Consider the following 20,272-nt stretch of genomic DNA (forward strand, 5'->3'; position numbering starts at 1 on the left):
GCCGCCCGGCGGCAGGCTGTCGCGCAGTGATCGTCAGGGAGGTCCGATGACAGGTCCGGTGCTCGCGGTCGACCAGGGCACGTCCGGCACCAAGGCCCTGGTGATCTGTCCCGAACGGGGCGTCATCGGCACCGGATTCGTCGCCGTACGGACCCGCCACCTGCCCGGCGGCCGGGTGGAGGCCGACCCGGTGGAACTGTACGAGTCGGTGCTGGTGGCCGGCCGCCGGGCGCTCGCCGAGGCCGGCGAACCGGTGACCGCGTTGGGCCTCGCCAACCAGGGCGAGACCGTCCTCGCCTGGGACCCCGGTACCGGGCGCCCGCTCACCGACGCCATCGTCTGGCAGGACCGCCGGGCCGAACCCGTCTGTGCCGGACTCGCCGAGCACGCCGAGGAGTTACGCGCCCTCACCGGCCTGCCGCTCGACCCCTACTTCGCCGCGCCCAAGATGGCGTGGATCCGCCGCCACCTCACCACCGAGGGAGTCGTCACCACCACCGACGCCTGGCTGGTCCACCGGCTCACCGGCGCCTACGTCACCGACGCCGCCACCGCGAGCCGCACCCACCTCCTCGACCTGGACCGGGTGCGGTGGTCCTCCCGGGCGCTCGACCTGTACGGGCTGTCCGCCGAACGCCTCCCCGAGATCGTCGACAACGCCCAGTTCGTGGGTACGACCAAGGAGTTCGGGGACAGACTTCCGCTCACCGGGCTCGCCGTCGACCAGCAGGCCGCCCTCCTCGCCCAGCGGATCACCGGGCCGGGCGGCGCCAAGTGCACCTACGGCACCGGGGCCTTCCTGCTCGCGCACACCGGCGACACACCCCGGCACAGCAGCTCCGGACTGGTCGGCTGCGTCGCCTGGCGCCTCGCCGGAGAGGCGTCCTACTGCCTGGACGGCCAGGTGTACACCGCCGCCTCCGCCGTGCGCTGGCTCACCGACCTAGGGGTGATCTCGGGCCCCGCGGACCTGGACCGGGTGGGCGGCGCCGTGCCCGACGCCGGCGGGGTCACCTTCGTCCCCGCGCTGGCCGGGCTCGCCGCCCCCTGGTGGCGCGGCGAACTGCGCGGCTCCCTCACCGGACTCGGCCTGGACACCGGCCCGGGGCAGCTGGTGCGGGCCCTGTGCGAGGGCCTCGCCGCGCAGGTCACGGAGCTCGCCGAAGCCGCCGAGAGCGACCTCGGCGCCCCGCTGACCGCGCTGCGCGTCGACGGCGGCCTGACCCGCTCGGCCCTCCTCATGCAGACCCAGGCCGACCTGCTGCAACGCCCCGTCGAGGTGTCCACGCTGCCCGACGCCACCGCCCTCGGCGTGGGCGCGCTGGCCCACCTCGGCAGCGACCCGCTCGACTTCCTGCCCGACGGCAGACCCTCCGCCGTCTACGAGCCGCGCATCTCCGCCGCCGAGGCCGCGGAACGCCTCGGGGTCTTCCGCGCCGCCGTCGCCGCCCTGCTGGACGGCCCGGTGGCCGGAGCCGGCACGGGAGCGCCCCGGTGACGGTCACCGCCGCGGGACCCCTGCCGGCCGTCCCGTACGACGTGACGGTCGTCGGCGCCGGGGTCGTCGGCAGCGCGATCGCCCGCGAACTCGCCCGCCACCCGCACCTCAGGGTCGCCCTGGCCGAGGCCCAGGACGACGTCGGCCAGGGCACCTCGAAGGCCAACACCGCCATCCTGCACACCGGTTTCGACGCCCACCCCGGCACCCTGGAGTCCCGCCTGGTCCGCGAGGGCGCCCGCCTCCTCGCCGGGTACGCCGCCGAGTCCGGCATCCCGGTGGAGCCGGTCGGCGCGCTGCTCGTCGCCTGGGACCGCGAGCAACTGGCCGTCCTGCCGGACCTCGCACGCAAGGCCGCACGCAACGACTGCCACGACACCGCCCAGTTGGACGCGGCCGAGCTGTACGCCCGCGAACCCCGCCTCGGCCCCGGTGCCCTGGGCGCCCTGCACGTGCCCGGCGAGAGCGTCGTCTGCCCGTGGAGCACCACCCTGGCCTACGCCACCCAGGCGGTCCGAGGCGGCGTCGACCTCCACCTCAACACCCATGTCTCGGACGCGAGCCGCCGCGACGGCGTGCACACCCTCACCACCTCCCGCGGCCCCCTCCACACCCGCCACCTCGTCAACGCGGCCGGCCTGCACGCCGACACCCTCGACCGCCTGCTCGGCCGTCGCACCTTCACCGTCACCCCGCGCCGGGGCCAGCTCATCGTCTACGACAAGCTCGCCCGCGACCTCGTCCGGCACATCCTGCTGCCGGTGCCCACCGCCCTCGGCAAGGGCGTCCTGGTGGCCCCCACGGTCCACGGCAACGTCCTGCTCGGCCCCACCGCCGAGGACCTGGACGACAAGGCCGCCACCGAGTCGACCGCGCAGGGCCTCGCCGCGCTGCGCGAGCAGGGCCGCCGCATCCTGCCCGCGCTCCTCGACGAGGAGGTCACCGCCGTCTACGCCGGTCTGCGCGCCGCCACCGAGCACGACGACTACCGCATCTCCGCCCACCCCGACCAGGCGTACGTCACCGTCGGCGGCATCCGCTCCACGGGCCTCACCGCCTCGCTCGCCATCGCCGCCCATGTCACCGCACTGCTCAGGGACTCGGGCCTCGGCCTGAAGGACCCCGTCGACCTGGAACCGGTGCACATGCCGAATCTCGGCGCGGCCTTCCCGCGTCCGTACCAGCAGGGTTCGCACGTCGTCGTCTGCCACTGCGAGCACGTCACCCTCGGTGAGATCCGGGACGCCCTCGCCGGGGACATCCCGCCGCGCAGCCTGGCGGGTCTGCGCCGCCGCACCCGGGCCGGGGCGGGCCGCTGCCAGGGCTTCCACTGCGGGGCCACGGTGCGGGCGCTGTTCGAGCGGGCGGGCAGACCGTGACCACGGAACGCCAGGTCGACGTCGTGGTCGTCGGTGCCGGTCCCGCCGGTCTCGCGGCCGCCGCCCGGCTGGCCGCCGCCGGAGCCGGCCGGGTCGACGTACTGGAACGGGAACCGGAGGGCGGGGGAGTGCCCCGCTACTGCGCCCACGGCGGATTCGGCACCCGGACCCGGCCGTTGAGCGGAGCGGCGTACGCCCGCCTGCTCGTCGAGGCGGCCGCGCGGGCGGGAGCGGTGGTCCGTACGGGGGTGACCGTGCTGGACTGGGCCGGCCACGACGGCGCCGCAGTCGGCACCCGGCAAGCGGAGCGCCTGGGCCTTGCCACGATCGGCGTGCGCGGCCCGGAGACGGTCACCGCACGGGCGGTTCTCCTCGCCACCGGCGCCTACGAACGCCCGCGCGCGGCCCGGCTGATCCCGGGCACCCGGCCCGCCGGGATCCACACCGGAGGAGAGCTGCTGCAGGCCGTGCACCGCTACCGGCAGCCGATCGGCGAGCGGGCGGTGGTGGTCGGGGCCGAGGACGTGTCGTACGTCGCCGCCGGGACCGTACGGGCGGCGGGCGCCGAGGTCGTCGCGATGGTCACCGAGCAGCCGCGCGCCGGATCCGTCCGTGCCCTGGACGCCCGGCTCCGCTCCCGCGTCCCGCTGCTCACCGGCACGGCGGTCACCGAGATCCTCGGGCACGGGCGGCTGTCCGGCGTGCGGATCCGGCACCGCGACGGACGGACCGGCGTCCTCGCCTGCGACACCGCCGTCTTCACCGGGGACTTCGCCGCCGAGGACGAACTCGCCCGCCGGGGCCGGATCGCCCTGCCCGGCGGGCCCGGCCCGTACACCGGCCGGCCGGGGGTCTTCGCCGTCGGCGGCCTGCGACGGCCGGGGCTGGACGTCCGGGCGGCGACCCGGGAGGGCGTCGAGGCGGCCAGGGCGGTGCTGGAGTGGCTGGTCAGCCGCCCGTGAAGGAGCCGTGCCGACCCGCCCCGGCCGCGAACCGCGCCGCGCCTTCGAGGCCCTCCGCCAGTACGGCCATGCCGTGCCGGATCTCCGAGTCCATGGCCGCCGCCTCGGCCAGCCCCTCCTGGTCGAGCACCGACGCCCGGTCGCTGCGCAGGCAGGCCTGCGGGAAGGCCGCGATCGAGGCGGCCAGTTCCTCGGCCGCCGCGCGGGAGCGGCCGCTGGGGACGAGCCGGTTGGCCAGGCCCATCGCGTGGGCCTCCGGGGCCGGGACCGGGCGGCCGGTGAGGATCAGGTCCAGGGCCCGGCCGGTGCCGATGAGCCGGGGGAGCCGTACCGTGCCGCCGTCGATCAGGGGCACGCCCCAGCGGCGGCAGAAGACGCCGAACACCGCGTCCTCCTCGGCGACCCGCAGATCGCACCACAGGGCCAGCTCCAGGCCCCCGGCCACGGCGTGCCCGGCGATCGCCGCGATCACGGGCTTGGAGAGGCGCAGCCGGGTCGGTCCCATCGGGCCGTCGCCGTCCGGTGCCACCCGGTTGCCGTGCCCGGCGCCCATCGCCTTGAGGTCGGCCCCCGCGCAGAACGTGCCGCCCTCACCCCACAGCACCGCCACCCGCGCCTCGTCGTCCGCCTCGAACTTCCGGAAGGCATCGGTCAGTTCGGCCGCCGTCGGCCCGTCGACCGCGTTGCGCACCTCGGGCCGGGAGAGGACGACCGTGGTGACGGGACCTTTGCGTTCCAGACGGACCGGCATGCGTTTCCTCCGCAGCGAGCTCTCAGATGACCTTCAGTCGCACCAGCGCTCCCAGTGTCAGGGCTCCCGGCAGCAACGGCACCCACACGGTGATGATCCGGTACGCGAGGACGACGGCCGTGGCCACCGCCACCGGGCCGCCGGCCGCCACCAGCGCCACGATCAGCGCCGCCTCCACCGAACCCAGGCCGCCCGGCGTGGGGATCAGGGCGACGGCGACCGTGGCCGCCAGGTACGCCAGCGCCATGTGCGCGGGCGGCACGTCGAGGCCGAGCGCCCGCCCCACCGCCACCAGACCGGCCGCCTGGAGCGCCGGGAAGGCCAGCGAGCCGCCCCACAGCGCCAGCGCCCGGGACGGCCGCGTGTGCACCGAGCGGGCCTCGCCCAGGGCGCTGCGCACGAAACGGAACACCGGCTCGCGCACCCGCCGGACCAGGAGCAGCGCGGCCAGCGCCACGGCGACCAGGGCGCCGGCAATGGCCAGGACCGGTCCGACGTCCCCGTCGGGGAGCAGGCCGTCGAGCCGCAGGGCGTCGGGGAAGGCCACGAAGAACACGGCCATCAGGCCCACGCGGGCGATCGACTCGGCGAGCAGGTAGAGGGCGAGCGCGGCGGAGGAGGTGGCGAGCGGCACCCCGCACACGGTCATGAAGCGCAGGTTGACCGCGCCCGAGCCGAGACCCGTGGGCAGCAGGTGGTTGGCCGAGCCCGCCGCGAGCTGGGTCGCCAGCAGCCGCCAGCGGGGCAGCGGCTGGATCACCGCGCCCTGCCGGGTGAAGGCGGCGGCCACCCAGGTCAGGCAGGTGGCACCGCCGGCCGCGAGGAGCCACGGCCAGGAGGCGTCGCGGAGGTGGCCGAAGCCCTCGACGAGGACCGGCCAGTGCTGTACCGCGATGACCGCGACCAGCACGAGCGGAATGAGCGTGAGGACGTGCCGCCAGGGAACACGGCGGGCGAGCCGGGGGAGACGGCTCTCACGGAAGCCGGGGATTCTTACCGCTGTCACACCGGAAGAGGTTTTCCGCGCCGCCCCAACTGCGGGTGGCGGAAGAGGAGACACCGGATGACGGCCGGGAAGCGGGTGAGGGGGGAGGTCCACCGGGGGACTCACCTGCGGCTTCGCGGAGCCGGACGGGGCCTGCGCAGGGCTCATCGGATCCTTCGTACGGGGGGACGGCGAGCGGACATTGACCTCAACGAGGCTTGAGGTCCTACGTTCTCTCTCATGAGTATGGAGACCACCGCCTGGACGCAGCTGCACAGCGTCATGACCGCCCAGCAGGAGCGGCGCCCGTTCGACCGGGCCACGCTGCGCCGTATCGCCGCCTTCGCCCGCCCGCACCGGGGCGGCATAGTCCGTTTCGTCCTCCTCGGGGTGCTGACCGCCCTGCTCGCCGTCGCCACCCCGGTGCTCGCCGGCCATGTCGTCGACGCGATCGTGTCGGGCCACGACACCGGCGCGGTCGTACGCCTGTCGCTGCTGATCGCGCTGGTCGCGGTCGCCGAGGCGGCGCTCGGGGTGCTCGGGCGAAGGCTCTCGGCGACGCTCGGGGAGGGCCTCATCCTCGACCTGCGCACGGCTGTGTTCGATCATGTGCAGCGGATGCCCGTCGCGTTCTTCACGCGTACCCGTACGGGAGCGCTGGTCAGTCGTCTCAACAACGACGTGATCGGCGCCCAGCGGGCCTTCGCCAACACCCTCTCCGGCGTGGTCAGCAACCTGGTCACGCTGCTGCTCACGCTCGCGGTGATGCTCACCCTGTCCTGGCAGATCACCCTGCTCGCGCTGGTGCTGCTGCCGCTGTTCGTGGTGCCCGCCCGCCGGATGGGCGGCCGGATGGCCCGGATGCAGCGGGAGGCCGCCGCGCTCAACGCGGAGATGGGCACCCGCATGACCGAGCGGTTCTCCGCGCCCGGCGCCACCCTGATCAAGCTCTTCGGCCGCCCCGAGGAGGAGTCGGCGGAGTTCGCCGCGCGCGCCGCCCGGGTCCGGGACATCGGCGTGCGCACCGCCACTGCCCAGTCGGTGTTCATGACCGCCCTGACCCTGGTCTCCTCCCTCGCCCTCGCCCTGGTCTACGGCCTCGGCGGCTGGTTCGCCCTGCGCGGCACCCTGCAGCCGGGCGCGGTGGTCGCCCTCGCCCTCCTCCTGACCCGTCTCTACGCCCCGCTGACCTCCCTCGCCGGGGCCCGCGTCGAGGTGATGAGCGCGCTGGTCAGCTTCGAGCGGGTCTTCGAAGTGCTCGACCTGAAGCCCCTGATCGAGGAGAAACCGGACGCCCGCGAGGTCCCCGAGGGCCCGGTCGCCGTCGAGTTCGAGGACGTCCGCTTCGCCTACCCGGCCGCCGACCAGGTCTCCCTCGCCTCCCTGGAGGAGGTCGCGGTGCTGGACTCGCGCGGCGGCAGCGAGGTCCTGCACGGCATCTCCTTCCGTGCCGAACCCGGCCAGACCGTGGCCCTCGTCGGCACCTCCGGCGCGGGCAAGTCCACCATCGCCCAGCTGCTGCCGCGCCTGTACGACGTCGGCGAGGGGGCCGTCCGCATCGCCGGCACCGACGTCCGCGACCTGACCGCAGGCTCGCTGCGCGCCGCCCTCGGCATGGTCACCCAGGACGGCCACCTCTTCCACGACACCGTCCGCGCCAACCTGCTGCTCGCACAGCCCGCCGCCACGGACGAGGAGTTGTGGGGCGCCCTGGACCGCGCCCGGCTCGGCGAGGTGGTCCGGTCGCTGCCCGACGGCCTGGACACGGTGGTCGGCGAGCGCGGCTACCGGCTCTCCGGCGGCGAGCGGCAGCGGATGACCATCGCCCGGTTGCTGCTGGCCCGCCAGCGGGTGGTCATCCTCGACGAGGCCACCGCCCACCTCGACAACACCTCGGAGGCGGCCGTCCAGGAGGCCCTGGCCGAGGCGCTGGCGGGACGTACCGCGGTCGTGATCGCGCACCGGCTGTCGACGATCCGGGCCGCCGACCAGATCCTGGTGGTCGAAGCGGGAGAAATCGTGGAGCGCGGCACCCACGAGGAACTCCTGCTGGCAGACGGCCGGTACGCCGAACTGCACCGCACCCAGTTCGCGGAGGTGACCGCGCCCTGACGGAGCGTTCACATCGCCGTCACATTTTCCTGTGAGTGGCGGAGGGGAGCGCTCCCCCACTTGACGACCGTGGTCCGGACCTTTAGTTTCACGCCTTAAACAAAGCCTCACGGATGTGCCCAACGCCCAGTGACCCCACACGCGTTGGGCCCACCCCGTGCTGCCACCCCCGCGTGAAAGGCCAACCCCCCGCAATGGCCAGACCTCTGCCCGCGGCTGTCGCCCTCGCCGCCCTGTCGCTCTCCGCAGGCCTGCTCGCCGCATCCCCCGCACAGGCCGCCACCGGCACCGTCACCGGCCTCGCCGGCAAGTGTCTCGACGTCGCCGGCGCCAACTCCGCCGACGGCACCGCCGTACAGCTCTACGACTGCAACGGGACCTCCGCCCAGCAGTGGACCCGCGGCAGCGACGGCACCCTCCGCGCCCTCGGCAAGTGCCTCGACGTGACCGGCAATTCGACCGCCGACGGCGCCAAACTGCAGCTGTGGACGTGTTCGGGCGGCGCGAACCAGCAGTGGACCGTGTCGTCGGCGAACGACATCGTCAACCCGCAGGCGAACAAGTGCATGGACGTCACCGGCAACAGCTCCGCCAACGGCACCCGGATACAGATCTGGACCTGCGCGGGCACCGCCAACCAGAAGTGGACGGCCCCCGCGGCCGACGGCGGCGGCACCACCCCGTCCTCGCCGATGGCCGTGGCGCCCTACCTCTACAACGGCTGGGGCGACCCGCCGAGCCCGACCACCATCACCAACGCGACCGGCGTGAAGTACTACACGCTCGCGTTCGTCCTCAGCAACGGCTACTGCAACCCGCAGTGGGACGGCAGCCGGGCGCTGACCGGCGGCGTCGACCAGAGCACCGTCAACACCGTGCGCGCCAACGGCGGTGACGTCATCCCGTCCTTCGGCGGCTACAGCGGCAACAAGCTGGAGAGCTCCTGCTCCAGCGCGAGCGAGCTGGCGGCGGCCTACCAGAAGGTCATCAACGCCTACGGCGGTCTCAAGGCCATCGACATCGACCTCGAAGCCGACGCCTACAGCAACGGGACCGTGCAGCAGCGGGTCGTGGACGCGCTGAAGACGGTGAAGGCCAACAACTCCGGCCTGAAGGTGTACATCACCATCGGCACCGGCCAGAGCGGCCCGGACACCAGCCTGATCAACCGGGCCGCGTCCTCCGGGCTCACCGTCGACGCCTGGGCCATCATGCCGTTCGACTTCGGCGGCGCCGGCCAGAACATGGGCAACCTCACCACCCAGGCGGCCGAGGGGCTCAAGAACGCGCTGAAGAACGCGTACGGCTACAGCGACGACACCGCCTACCGGGACATGGGCATCTCGTCGATGAACGGCATCACCGACAACAACGAGACGGTGACGGTGGCCGACTTCCGCACCATCCTCGCCTACGCCCAGCAGCACCACCTGGCCCGGCTCACCTTCTGGTCCGCCAACCGCGACCGGCCCTGCACCGGCGGCTCCGCCGACAGCTGCTCCGGCGTGAGCCAGTCGAACTGGGACTACACGCGCGTCTTCGCCGGATACACCGGCTGACCCCCACCGCAAGCCGCCTCCAAGGAGAATCAGTGCCTTCCCTTCCCCGGGGCCGCAGAGCAACGGCCGCCGCAGCGGTGGCCGTTGTCGCCGCCTCCCTGCTCACCGCGGCGGGCGCCGCCTCGCCCGCGTCCGCCGCCACGCTGCCCACCGGCAACACCACCCTGCTCAACGCGGCCAGCGGCAAGTGCGTCGACGCCAAGGCGGCCGCCACCGCCGACGGCACCGTCGTCCAGCAGTACACCTGCAACAACACCACCGCCCAGCAGTGGAGTTTCACCGCCACCAGCGACGGCTACGTCCGCATCAACAACGGCAACAACGCCAACGAGGTCCTGGACGTCACCGGCGTCTCGACGGCCGACAACGCGGCCGTGCAGATGTGGACCTACGGCGGCGGCAACAACCAGCAGTGGCTGCCCGTGGACGGCGGCGGCGGCGCCTACCACTTCGTCAACCGCAACAGCGGCAAGTGCCTCGACGACCCCTCCGCCTCGACCGCGGACAGCGTGCAGTTCGTGCAGTACACCTGCAACGGCACGCAGGCCCAGCGGTTCCAGGTCGTCCCGGTCACCCAGTCGAGCAACCCGGACCTCGGCTCCAACGTGGTCGTCTTCGACCCGTCGATGTCCGCGTCGAGCATCCAGAGCAAGCTGGACTCGATCTTCGCGCAGCAGCAGACCAACCAGTTCGGCTCCCAGCGCTACGCCGTGATGTTCAAGCCCGGCGCCTACAGCGCGGACGTCAACGTCGGCTTCTACACCCAGGTCCTCGGCCTCGGCCTGTCGCCCGACGCGGTCTCCATCAACGGCGCCGTGCACGCGGAGGCCGACTGGTTCCAGGGCAACGCCACCCAGAACTTCTGGCGCGGCGCCGAGAACCTCTCGGTCAACCCGACGAGCGGCAGCGACCGCTGGGCGGTCTCGCAGGCCTCGGCCTACCGCCGGGTGCACCTGCGCGGCAACCTCGCCCTGGACGACGGCGGCTGGTCCAGCGGCGGCCTGATCGCCGACAGCCAGATCAACGGCCAGGTCAACTCCGGTACCCAGCAGCAGTGGCTGACCCGCAACTCGCAGCTCGGCAGCTGGACCGGCTCCAACTGGAACATGGTCTTCGTCGGCAGCACCGGCGTGCCGTCCACCACCTTCCCCAGCCCGCCGGACACCACGGTCGCGCAGAGCCCGACCTCGCGTGAGAAGCCGTTCCTGTACGTCGACGGCTCCGGCAACTACCAGGTGTTCGTCCCGTCCACCCGCTCCAACACCTCTGGCACCAGCTGGAGTTCGGGATCCGCGGCCGGTACGTCCCTCTCGCTCGACAGCTTCTACGTCGTGAAGCCGGGCGCCACCGCGTCCCAGATCAACGCGGCCCTGACGGCGGGCAAGAACCTGCTGGTCACTCCGGGTGTCTACCACCTCGACCAGACGCTGCAGATCAACCGCGCCGACACCGTCGTCCTGGGCCTCGGCCTCGCCACCTTCGTCCCGGACAACGGCATCACCGCCATGAAGGTCGCCGACGTCGACGGCGTCAACATCGCGGGCCTGCTCTTCGACGCCGGCACCACCAACTCCTCCACCCTGGTGGAGGTCGGCCCCAGCGGCTCCTCGGCCTCGCACGCGAGCGACCCGACCTCGCTGCACGACGTGTACTTCCGCGTCGGCGGCGCGGGCGTCGGCAAGGCCACCACGAGCCTCGTCGTCAACAGCAGCAACGTCATCGGCGACCACATGTGGATCTGGCGCGCCGACCACGGCAGCGGAGTGGGCTGGACCACGAACACCGCCGACACCGGACTGATCGTCAACGGCAACAACGTGACCATGTACGGCCTGTTCGTCGAGCACTTCCAGAAGTACCAGACCATCTGGAACGGCAACGGCGGCAAGACGTACTTCTACCAGAACGAGATGCCGTACGACCCGCCGAACCAGTCGTCGTGGATGAACGGCTCGACCAAGGGCTACGCGGCCTACAAGGTCGCCGACTCGGTCACCAGCCACCAGGCGTACGGCCTCGGCAGCTACTGCTACTTCAGTACCAACTCCAGCGTCGTCGCCGACCACGCGATCGAGGCGCCGACCAACGCGAACGTCAAGTTCACCAGCATGGTCACGGTCTCGCTCGGCGGCACCGGCACCATCACCCACGTCATCAACAACAGCGGAGGACCGTCGAACTCGTCGACCAACGTCGCGAACCTCACCTCGTATCCGTGACCGTGACCCGGTGAGCGGACAGCGGGTGCCCCGGCGGATCGCCGCCGGGGCACCCGCCTGCTGTCACGACGGCGCGTTGTCCCGGGACTGCGCCGTACGCGCCGCGGGCCGGTCCTTCGGCTCCTGGAGGTCCGGTCCGGGCCGGTGGCTGCCGCGCAGTGCGGAGGCCACGGCGGAGACCAGGGCCATGCCGGCGGCCACCCCGAAGACGATGCCGAGGCCCTGGTGGAAGGGACCGGACACCAGCCGCGGGAAGAAGCTGTGCCCGGTCAGGACGGCCCGCTGGGCGCTGGTGACATGATCCAGGACGCCCTCCGAGGCGAGCAGGTGCTGGATGGGGTTGTTGCCGAGGAACGTCGCGAACAGCGTGCTCACCGGCGGCAGTGACGCGGCGTGCGCGGCGGAGGCGGCCGGTACGCCGTGCGCCATCAGGCCGCTCTTCAGCGTGGACGGAAGCGAGGAGGCGAGCCCGGACACCATCAGCGAGAAGAACACGCCGATGGACAGCGCCGTACCGGAGTTCTGGAAGGTGGAGCGCATGCCCGAGGCCACGCCCCGGTACTCGGCCGGCACACTGCCCATGATCGAGGAGGTGTTGGGCGCCGAGAACATGCCCTGGCCGAGGCCGTTGAACAGCAGCAGCGCCGCGAACAGCCCGTAGTCGAAGTCGACGGGCAGGGCGAGCAGCCCCAGGAAGGACGCGGTGACGACGACCAGGCCCGCGGTGGAGAAGAACCGGGCGCCGAACCGGTCCGACAGGTAGCCGGACACCGGCCCCGCGATCAGGAAGCCCAGCGTCAGCGGGAGCATGAAGATGCCGGCCCACAGCGGGGTGTCCTCGAAGTCGTAGCCGTGCAGCGGCAGCCAGATGCCCTGCAGCCAGATGATCAGCATGAACTGCAGGCCGCCGCGTGCGATCGAGGTCAGCAGGGCGGCCACGTTGCCCGCCGTGAACGCCCGGTTCCGGAAGAGCGCCAGATTGAACATGGGCTCGGCGACCCGCGTCTCGATGACGCAGAAGGCCAGCAGCAGGGCGACCCCGCCGATCAGGCCGGTCAGCACCCACGGGTTCCCCCAGCCGGTGGCGCTGTCGCCGTAGGGCTGGATCCCGTAGGTGATCCCGGCCAGCAGGATGCCGGCACCGGCCGCGAAGGTGATGTTGCCGAGCCAGTCGACCCGGCCGGGGCGGCCCGCCGAGGTCTCGCGCAGGCTCAGGTACGACCAGATCGTGCCGGTGATGCTGACCGGGACGCTCACCCAGAACACGGCACGCCAGTCGACGACGGCGAGCAGCCCGCCCGCCAGCAGGCCGAGGAACTGCCCGGCCAGCGCGGTGATCTGGTTGATGCCGAGGGCCATGCCGCGCTGCCGGGCCGGGAAGGCGTCGGTGAGGATGGCCGCCGAGTTGGCGGTGAGCATGGACCCGCCGAAGGCCTGCACGATCCGCCACAGGATCAGCCACAGGGCGCCCGCTCCCGCGCGGAACGGATCGAGCGACAGCGCCACCGAGGCACACGCGAAGATCAGGAAGCCCAGGTTGTAGATCTTCACCCGGCCGAACATGTCGCCGAGCCGCCCGAGCACGACCACCAGTACGGCGGACACCAGCAGGTAGCCGAGGATCATCCAGAGCAGGTAGCCGATGTTGCCCGGCGCGAGCGGGTCGAGCCCGATGCCGCGGAAGATCGCCGGCAGCGAGATGATCACGATCGACGCGTCCATCGTGGCGATCAGCACGCCGAGCGTGGTGTTCGACAGCGCGACCCACTTGTAACCGGGCCCGGCCGGGGTTTCCTTGTGGCGGGCCGAGCGCAGGGCGGCGGACCACCGCTGCCCGCTCACAGCCGCTCCGCCAGCCGGCCGAGGAGCGGCAGGGCCGCCCCGAGCGTCGCGCGCTCCTGCGCGGAGAACGTGTCGAGGACGGCCGCGAGCCGCTGGACCGACTCGGAGCGCCGCTCGGCGAGCACCGCCCGCCCCTCGTCGGTGGCGGCCACGATGCTCCGCCGCCCGTCCGCGGCGTCCGGGGTACGCCGGACCAGGCCGCGCTGTTCGAGCTGGGCGAGGGTGCTCGCCATGGCCTGCGGCCGCACCCGCTCCGTCTCGGCGAGGGAGGTCGGGGAGTCCGGGCCTTCGGCCGCGAGCCGCGCCAGTACGGAGACACCCGACAGGGAGACGTCCCCCACGGCGTGCGCCTGCCGGAGCCGCCGCGTCACCCGGCCCACCGCGAGCCGGAGCTCGGACGCGAGCCGGGTGGCGTCGCTCAGATCGTGTATGCCGCCGCCATCGGCGGCCATGTCTGCCTTCACATGTACTAACACTAGGTTTAGCAGTCTGAACTGCTCAACCGTTCGTTAGTAAATATGACGGTCAGCGGGCGAGGTGATGGCGCCGACCGCCGTGCCGCAGCCGGACTGCGGCGTAGACGAGGTCGGCGAGGAGTACCACGGCGCCGATGATCAGCAGGTAGAACAGTCCGTGGGCGGCGAATCCGACGATGCCCAGGACGAGGGCCACGAGGACAAGGAACAGGAACAGGCTCATCGGCTCTCCCGGACGACTGGACGGGTCAGCGGCGGGCCAGGCGGCGCTCGCCGCCCGCGCCCGGGACGTAGCCGAGTTCGTAGTGGGCGAAGACCGCGGGTTCCCGGGCGGCCGGCAACTCACCGTCGGTGTCGATCGACGGAGCCTTCTTGACCACGTCCTTGCGGTACGCGACCTTCAGGTAGGCCGGACCGACGGTCGCCTCGGCGACCGGGACGAACACCAGGCGGCGGCGGGTGGGCAGCCCTACCGTCACGGTCACGAAGCGGGGCTCGTCGGTCGTCGTGTCCACGTAGACCGACTCCAGGACGCCGATCCTGTGCCCGGTGACGTCGACGACGTCATGACCGCGCCACTCTCGGATGTCGGTTGCTTCGAACATCGGGCACCTCCACCGAGCGGGTACCCGGTGCGGTCCCCGGCAGTCATGGAGCCACGCGGATGCCCACCACGCACGTGTCGTCGTCCGTGTCGGACCGGCTGTGGGTCAGCAGCCGGTCCACCTGCTGGTCCAGGGCCGGGGGCACCGTGCGCGCGGCCTTCAGCAGCTGCGCGAGGGACTCCTCCACGGACCGGTCACGGCGTTCGATCAGGCCGTCCGTGTACATCAGCAGGGTGTCGTCGACCGCGAGCTGCACCTCGTGTTCCTCGTACCCGGCCTCCGGCAAGGCACCCAGCAGCATGCCCTGGACCAGGGGCAGCGGCTCCGCCTCGCCGCCGCGCACCAGGACCGGCGGCAGATGCCCGGCCCTGGCCCAGCGCAGGGTGCGGTGGTCGGGGTCGTAGAGACCGCACACCGCGGTCGCGGTGACCGAGCCGGTGAGATGGTGGGTCACCATGTTGAGCCAGGACAGCAACTGCCCCGGCCCGGCCCCGGTCACGGCGAGCCCGCGCAGCGCGTTGCGCAGGACGACCATGCTGGTGGCCGCGTCGATGCCGTGTCCGGCGACGTCCCCCACGCACAGCAGCACCATCCGGGACGGCAGCACGACCACGTCGTACCAGTCGCCGCCGACCAGGTGCTGGGTCTCCGCCGGCCGGTAGCGCACGGCGAGGTCCAGCCCGGGAACCGCCAGCGGGGTCTGCGCGGGCGGCATGATGGCGTGCTGCAGCTGGAGGGTGAGACGGTTGCGCTCGCTGGCCTGCTGCTCGCTCTGGGCGAGCTGGTCACGGGTGGCGGCGAGGGCGACCTCGGTCCAGTGCTGGGCGGAGATGTCCTGGTAGGCGCCGCGTACGACGTACAGCTGGCCGTCGGAGTCGAGGACCGGCTCGGCCACCACCCGGATGTGCCGGGTGACCCCGTCCGGCCGCTGCAGACGGAACGCCGTGGACGCCGCCCGCCGGTGGTGCAGCAGGGTGCGCAGGAACCGTCCGATGGCCACGGCGTCGTCCGGATGCGCATGCGCGGGCAGGTCCTCCAGCGCCACCGGGACATCCGAGGCGGGTCTGCCGTAGAGCTCGTACAGCTGGCCGTTCCAGGTGATCTCGGCGGTGAGCAGGTTCTCCTCGAAGCCGCCGATGCGGCCCAGGCGCTGTGCGTGCTGGAGCAGGCTGGCCAGCCGGGCCGTCTCGTCCTCGATGCGCCAGACCAGCAGCACGCAGCTCCCGTGCCGGCTGATGTTGATGTCGGCGACCGCGGCCAGCGGTACCTCGTCGACCAGCGCGGTCAGCCGCATGCGGTGCGCACGGTAGGGCTCACCGGTGGCGTGGACGCGCTCGATCCGTTCGAAGAGCTCGCTGTGACCGGCGGCCACCGGGTACGTCTCCAGCAGCAGGGCCCCGCTGACGACCCCCCGGGGCCGGCCGGCCGGGTCCAGGAAACGGCTGTTCACGTGGTGGATGCGGAAGTCGGCGAGCTCCCCGTCGACGTCCAGCACCGGGACGAGCACCAGGGCGGGGTCGTGGAGCCCGTCGGCCAGGTCCATCAGTTCCGTCACGTCGGGCAGCGCGCGCGGGCCGTCGGCGCCGTCCGGGTGATGCCGGGTGTAGGTCTCCAGGGTGTGCGCGCACAGCTCGGCAAGTGCCTCGATCTGGCGGACGACGGGCGGCGGCGGAGGAGGGTCCAGCGGGCCGGGCCAGGCGATCTCCAGGACACCGTGGATGCGTCCGCCGGTCCCGGCCGGTACGGCGGCCCGGCCGCCCTCCGGATGCTGGTGCTGGCCGATGGACGGCATCCCCGTCTCGGCCAGGCTGCGGATCCAGTGGCCCGCGCGCTCCGCCAGCCCCCGGCGGGCCACGGTCGTCACCCCGGGCGGCACGTGCCGCCACCGCCCGGCCTCGGCGGCGGGGAACCCCGCGGTGCCCGCGAGGGCGAGCGAGCCGTCGGTGCCCAGGGCCCAGATGGCCACCGCCTCGGCACCGAGCGGTGTCAGGGCGTGCTCCAGCAGGGAGTCGGCGACGGCCTGCGTGTCGTGGGCGGCCAGCGCGCCGCTCTCGGCGGCCCGCAGCCGTACGGCCGAGGAGTGGCCGTACGCCGGCTCCGCGGGCCGGGCCTCGGCGGCGGTGGCCGCGGTGGCCGCGAGGAAGGCCGCGGTCACCTCCGAGAGCCGGTCGCGGGCCGCCTGGTTGATGACGTCGACCGCGAACTCGAGGGGGGTCACCCCCGCCTGGCCGGCCAGCTCGGCCAGCTGCCGTGCGGCCTGTGCCGGGCCGCAGCGCAGCCGTTCGACCAGGATGCCCTTCGCCAGTTCGATCAGGGCGCGCCCGTCGGCCTCCGCCTGCGCCGCCCGCACCTCGCGGCGCAGCCGCTCCACGGTCGCGGTGAGCCTGCCGACGGGCGACGGCCTGCCGGGCCCGCCGGAGCTGCCGGCGTCGGCGGCGGCCGTGCCGGTCTCGCCCGGTGCGGGCCGGCCGCCCGCCGGGAGCTGCGGGCCCTGCGGATCGGGCGGTTGACGGAGGTCGCTCACGGTCAGTCTGTTCCTCGGCTGGGACGCCCTGCGGCGTCACGCGGTCGGCTGGTGGACGGTGCGGCCGTGCCGCGTGGTCACCCGGGCCCGGACAGCCAGCGCCGGACACGGCCGATGAGGTCCCCGGTGTCGACGGGTTTCGTGACGTAGTCGTTGGCCCCCGAGGCGAGGCTCTTCTCCTGGTCGCCCGGCATGGCCTTCGCGGTCACGGCGATGATGGGCAGCTCCGCGTACCGGGGCATGGCGCGGATCTCCGCGGTGGCGGCGTAGCCGTCCATCTCCGGCATCATCACGTCCATCAGGACCAGGCAGACGTCGGGGTGCGCGAGCAGCATCTCGATGCCCTTGCGGCCGTTGTCGGCGTGCAGGACCTGGAAGCCGTGCAGCTCCAGCACCCCGCTCAGGGCGAACAGGTTGCGGGCGTCGTCGTCGACCACCAGGACCGTCCGGCCCCGGAAGGCGTCGTCGATGACCTGCGCGGCCGGGGGGTGCGAGTCCTCGGCGCGCACGAGTGACAGCACGTCGCCGGGCTGTTCCGCCGACAGGTGCAGCGTGATGCGCTCGCGCAGCTCGTCCAGGCTGGCCAGGAAGTCCAGCGGCCGGCCACCGGCGAGGGCCCGCAGCCCCTGCTCCTGGGCCAGGTCCACCCGGTGTCCGGTGTGCACCAGGACCGGCACGCTGGCCAGCGCCGAGTCACCGCGCATGGCCTCCAGGAAGCCTGCACCCTCCTGGCCGGGCATGCCGAGCTCCAGCACGACACAGTGGCAGGCCTGCGCCGCCAGGGTGCTCGCGGCCTCCTGCGCCCCGACCGCGGTGATGATGTCGATGTCCCCGTGCGGATCGTCGGGTCGCTGCGCGATGTCCGCCACGGCCCGCTCGGCGACCAGCGTGAGCAGCCCGCGCGGCCGCTCCTCGATCACCAGCAGCCGGCGCCTGCGCGGCTCGGCGGCCGCCGCCGGAGCTGCCGCCGCACGCGGCGCCGGCCGCTCCTCCGTGCCGGTCCCGTCGCGGTGCTGCTCCACCGGCCTGCCCCCGGTCTCCAGGAGTTCCTCGAAGTCGGCGCGGGCGACGGGCAGATAGAGCGTGAACGTGCTGCCCTGGCCGGGCGTGCTGTCGACCGTGACGGCACCGCCGAGCAGGTGCGCGATCTCCCGGGTGATGGACAGGCCGAGCCCGGTGCCGCCGTACTTGCGGCTGGTGGTGCCGTCGGCCTGCTGGAACGCGCCGAAGATCGTCTCCAGCTGCTGCTGCGGGATGCCGATACCGGTGTCGACGACCCGGAAGGCCACCACCGGACCGCCGCGGTGCACCCCCGGCGGCACCTCCGCGTCGGCGGCCGGTTCGATCCGCAGCCGCACCCCGCCCTCCTCGGTGAACTTCACCGCGTTCGACAGCAGGTTGCGCAGGATCTGGCGCAGCCGGGAGTCGTCGGTGAGCAGGTCGGCAGGGGTTCCCGGGGCGGTGGCCACCGCGAAGTCCAGGCTCTTCTGGGAGGTCATCGGCCGGAACGTCGCCTCGACGTACTCCAGCAGCTGGCGCAGCGGGACCCGCTCGGGAGCGACGTCCATCTTGCCGGCCTCCACCTTCGACAGGTCGAGGATGTCGTTGATCAGCTGCAGCAGGTCCGAGCCCGCCGAGTGGATGATGCCCGCGTACTCCACCTGCTTGGGCGTGAGGTTCCGCGACGGGTTCTGCGCCAGCAACTGGGCGAGGATCAGCAGGCTGTTGAGCGGGGTGCGCAGCTCGTGGCTCATGTTGGCCAGGAACTCCGACTTGTACTTCGAGGCCAGCGCCAGTTGCTGCGCCCGGGTCTCCAGCTCCTGCCGGGCCTGCTCGATCTGCAGGTTCTTCGCCTCGATGTCCCGGTTCTGCTCGACCAGCAGGGACGCCTTCTCCTCCAGCTCCGCGTTGGAGCGCTGCAGTTCCTCCTGCTGCACCTGCAACTCCTCCGACCGCGACTGCAGTTCGGCGGTCAGGCGCTGGGACTCCTCCAGCAGCTCGTCGGTGCGGGCGTTGGCCACGATGGTGTTGAGGTTGACGCCGATGGCCGGCATCAGCTGCGCCAGGAAGTCCTGGTGGATCTGCGTGAAACGGGTCAGCGAGGCCAGTTCGATGACGCCCAGGACCTGCTCCTCGACCACGATGGGCAGCACCACCAGGGCACGGGGCAGCGCCTGTCCGAGGCCGGAGGAGATGGTGACGTACCCCTCCGGAAGCTCCTCGACGGTGACGGGGCGCCGGTTGCGCGCCGCCTGCCCGACCAGGGAGCGGCCGACCGGGATCCTGGTGGGCCGCTCCGCGTCGTCCGGGGCCCCGTACGAGCCCACAAGGCGCAGCTCGGGCCCGCGCGCGGTGTCCTCCGCCAGGTAGAACGCGCCGTACTGGGCCGACACCAGCGGGGTCAGCTCGTCCATGACCAGCTCGGCCACGACGGGCAGCTCGCGGTGGCCCTGCATGAGGCCGGAGATGCGGGCGAGGTTGGTCTTGAGCCAGTCCTGCTCCTGGTTGGCCCGGGTGGTCTCGCGCAGGGACCCCACCATGGCGTTGATGTTGTCCTTGAGCTCGGCGACCTCGCCGGAGGCTTCCACGGTGATCGAGCGGGTCAGGTCCCCCTCGGCGACGGCGCTGGCCACCTCCGCGATCGCGCGGACCTGCCGGGTGAGGTTCCCGGCCAGCTCGTTGACGTTCTCCGTCAGCCGCTTCCAGGTGCCCTCGACGCCCTCCACCTCGGCCTGGCCGCCGAGCCGGCCCTCGCTGCCGACCTCGCGGGCGACGCGGGTGACCTCGGCGGCGAACGAGGACAGCTGGTCGACCATCGTGTTGATGGTGGTCTTCAGCTCCAGGATCTCGCCGCGGGCGTCCACGTCGATCTTCTTCGACAGGTCGCCGCCCGCCACCGCGGTCGTCACCAGGGCGATGTTGCGCACCTGCCCGGTGAGGTTGTTGGCCATCGAGTTGACGTTGTCCGTCAGGTCCTTCCAGGTGCCGGCCACGTTCGGCACGTGCGCCTGGCCGCCGAGCCGGCCCTCGGTGCCGACCTCGCGCGCCACCCGGGTGACCTCGTCGGCGAACGCCGACAGCGTGTCGACCATGGTGTTGATGACGTCCGCCAGCGCGGCGACCTCGCCCTTGGCCTCCACGGTGATCTTCTGCGAGAGGTCGCCGCGCGCCACCGCCGTGGCGACCTGGGCGATGGAGCGGACCTGGCCGGTCAGGTTGGACGCCATCACGTTGACGTTGTCCGTGAGGTCCTTCCAGGTCCCCGACACGCCCCGGGCGATCGCCTGCCCGCCCAGGTTGCCCTCGGTACCGACCTCGCGGGCGACGCGGGTGACCTCGTCGGCGAAGGCGGAGAGCTGG

At 72.7% G+C, this 20,272-nt stretch carries 14 protein-coding genes; 6 read left to right on the forward strand and 8 right to left on the reverse strand.

Going from position 1 to position 20,272, the window contains the following annotated elements:
* Window positions 1–46: 46 nt before the first annotated feature.
* Genes ACIQVL_RS20700 through ACIQVL_RS20710 form a run of 3 tightly spaced genes read left to right on the forward strand, consistent with a single transcriptional unit; the run spans window position 47 to window position 3,839 of the window.
* Window positions 47–1,498, forward strand: a complete 1,452-nt coding sequence (locus ACIQVL_RS20700) for an FGGY family carbohydrate kinase (protein WP_403444645.1) — start codon at window positions 47–49, stop codon at window positions 1,496–1,498.
* On the forward strand, window positions 1,495–2,877 hold the full coding sequence (locus ACIQVL_RS20705) for an FAD-dependent oxidoreductase (RefSeq protein WP_403476027.1): 1,383 nt from the start codon (window positions 1,495–1,497) through the stop codon (window positions 2,875–2,877). Before ACIQVL_RS20700 ends, ACIQVL_RS20705 begins: the two co-directional genes overlap by 4 nt.
* Window positions 2,874–3,839, forward strand: a complete 966-nt coding sequence (locus tag ACIQVL_RS20710; RefSeq protein ID WP_403444650.1) for an FAD-dependent oxidoreductase — start codon at window positions 2,874–2,876, stop codon at window positions 3,837–3,839. Before ACIQVL_RS20705 ends, ACIQVL_RS20710 begins: the two co-directional genes overlap by 4 nt.
* Here the strand turns inward: ACIQVL_RS20710 and ACIQVL_RS20715 are convergent.
* The gene (locus ACIQVL_RS20715; protein ID WP_403476028.1) at window positions 3,826–4,590 is read right to left on the reverse strand and encodes a crotonase/enoyl-CoA hydratase family protein; all 765 of its coding nucleotides are present in this window, start codon (window positions 4,588–4,590) and stop codon (window positions 3,826–3,828) included. The two genes, ACIQVL_RS20710 and ACIQVL_RS20715, sit on opposite strands and share 14 nt — an antisense overlap.
* Window positions 4,591–4,612: 22 nt before the next feature.
* Window positions 4,613–5,596: a YbhN family protein gene (locus ACIQVL_RS20720; protein ID WP_403444655.1), complete on the reverse strand. Its 984-nt coding sequence runs from the start codon at window positions 5,594–5,596 to the stop codon at window positions 4,613–4,615.
* 225 nt (window positions 5,597–5,821) lie between these two features.
* On the opposite strand from ACIQVL_RS20720, the gene ACIQVL_RS20725 reads away from it, so the two are divergent.
* From ACIQVL_RS20725 to ACIQVL_RS20735, 3 genes are all read left to right on the forward strand, one after another.
* A complete protein-coding gene (locus ACIQVL_RS20725; RefSeq protein ID WP_403476215.1) occupies window positions 5,822–7,687 on the forward strand; it encodes an ABC transporter ATP-binding protein in 1,866 nt (621 codons plus the stop codon).
* A 194-nt stretch (window positions 7,688–7,881) separates the two neighbouring features.
* Window positions 7,882–9,246: a ricin-type beta-trefoil lectin domain protein gene (locus tag ACIQVL_RS20730; protein ID WP_403444658.1), complete on the forward strand. Its 1,365-nt coding sequence runs from the start codon at window positions 7,882–7,884 to the stop codon at window positions 9,244–9,246.
* 32 nt (window positions 9,247–9,278) lie between these two features.
* The gene (locus ACIQVL_RS20735; RefSeq protein ID WP_403476029.1) at window positions 9,279–11,465 is read left to right on the forward strand and encodes an RICIN domain-containing protein; all 2,187 of its coding nucleotides are present in this window, start codon (window positions 9,279–9,281) and stop codon (window positions 11,463–11,465) included.
* A 63-nt stretch (window positions 11,466–11,528) separates the two neighbouring features.
* On the opposite strand, the gene ACIQVL_RS20740 is transcribed toward ACIQVL_RS20735, so the two are convergent.
* The 6 genes from ACIQVL_RS20740 to ACIQVL_RS20765 all read right to left on the reverse strand — a co-directional run.
* Window positions 11,529–13,187 (reverse strand): MFS transporter, encoded by a 1,659-nt coding sequence (locus ACIQVL_RS20740; RefSeq protein ID WP_403444739.1) that lies wholly within the window; start codon window positions 13,185–13,187, stop codon window positions 11,529–11,531.
* Window positions 13,188–13,303: 116 nt separating this feature from the next.
* Window positions 13,304–13,759, reverse strand: a complete 456-nt coding sequence (locus tag ACIQVL_RS20745; RefSeq protein ID WP_403444664.1) for a MarR family winged helix-turn-helix transcriptional regulator — start codon at window positions 13,757–13,759, stop codon at window positions 13,304–13,306.
* Window positions 13,760–13,832: 73 nt separating this feature from the next.
* Entirely contained in the window at window positions 13,833–14,006 is a 174-nt protein-coding gene (locus ACIQVL_RS20750) for a hypothetical protein (RefSeq protein WP_403444667.1), read from the reverse strand.
* Between the two features lie 25 nt (window positions 14,007–14,031).
* Window positions 14,032–14,388 (reverse strand): PRC-barrel domain-containing protein, encoded by a 357-nt coding sequence (locus ACIQVL_RS20755; RefSeq protein ID WP_403444669.1) that lies wholly within the window; start codon window positions 14,386–14,388, stop codon window positions 14,032–14,034.
* A gap of 43 nt (window positions 14,389–14,431) precedes the next feature.
* On the reverse strand, window positions 14,432–16,912 hold the full coding sequence (locus ACIQVL_RS20760; protein WP_403476030.1) for a SpoIIE family protein phosphatase: 2,481 nt from the start codon (window positions 16,910–16,912) through the stop codon (window positions 14,432–14,434).
* Window positions 16,913–16,989: 77 nt separating this feature from the next.
* Window positions 16,990–20,272 (reverse strand): HAMP domain-containing protein (locus ACIQVL_RS20765; protein ID WP_403476031.1); only part of this gene is annotated, 3,283 nt, incomplete at its 5' end.

The sequence above is a fragment of the Streptomyces sp. NPDC090499 genome (assembly GCF_044769305.1).
GTDB lineage: Bacteria > Actinomycetota > Actinomycetes > Streptomycetales > Streptomycetaceae > Streptomyces.

What these genes read in the sequence shown, in the direction of transcription:
- ACIQVL_RS20700 (WP_403444645.1), top strand. Translation starts at nt 47, where the DNA reads ATGACAGGTCCGGTGCTCGCGGTCGACCAGGGCACGTCCGGCACCAAG.
- ACIQVL_RS20715 (WP_403476028.1), bottom strand. Translation starts at nt 4,590, where the DNA reads ATGCCGGTCCGTCTGGAACGCAAAGGTCCCGTCACCACGGTCGTCCTC.
- ACIQVL_RS20725 (WP_403476215.1), top strand. Translation starts at nt 5,822, where the DNA reads ATGGAGACCACCGCCTGGACGCAGCTGCACAGCGTCATGACCGCCCAG.
- ACIQVL_RS20730 (WP_403444658.1), top strand. Translation starts at nt 7,882, where the DNA reads ATGGCCAGACCTCTGCCCGCGGCTGTCGCCCTCGCCGCCCTGTCGCTC.
- ACIQVL_RS20740 (WP_403444739.1), bottom strand. Translation starts at nt 13,187, where the DNA reads ATGGACGCGTCGATCGTGATCATCTCGCTGCCGGCGATCTTCCGCGGC.
- ACIQVL_RS20745 (WP_403444664.1), bottom strand. Translation starts at nt 13,759, where the DNA reads ATGGCCGCCGATGGCGGCGGCATACACGATCTGAGCGACGCCACCCGG.
- ACIQVL_RS20750 (WP_403444667.1), bottom strand. Translation starts at nt 14,006, where the DNA reads ATGAGCCTGTTCCTGTTCCTTGTCCTCGTGGCCCTCGTCCTGGGCATC.
- ACIQVL_RS20755 (WP_403444669.1), bottom strand. Translation starts at nt 14,388, where the DNA reads ATGTTCGAAGCAACCGACATCCGAGAGTGGCGCGGTCATGACGTCGTC.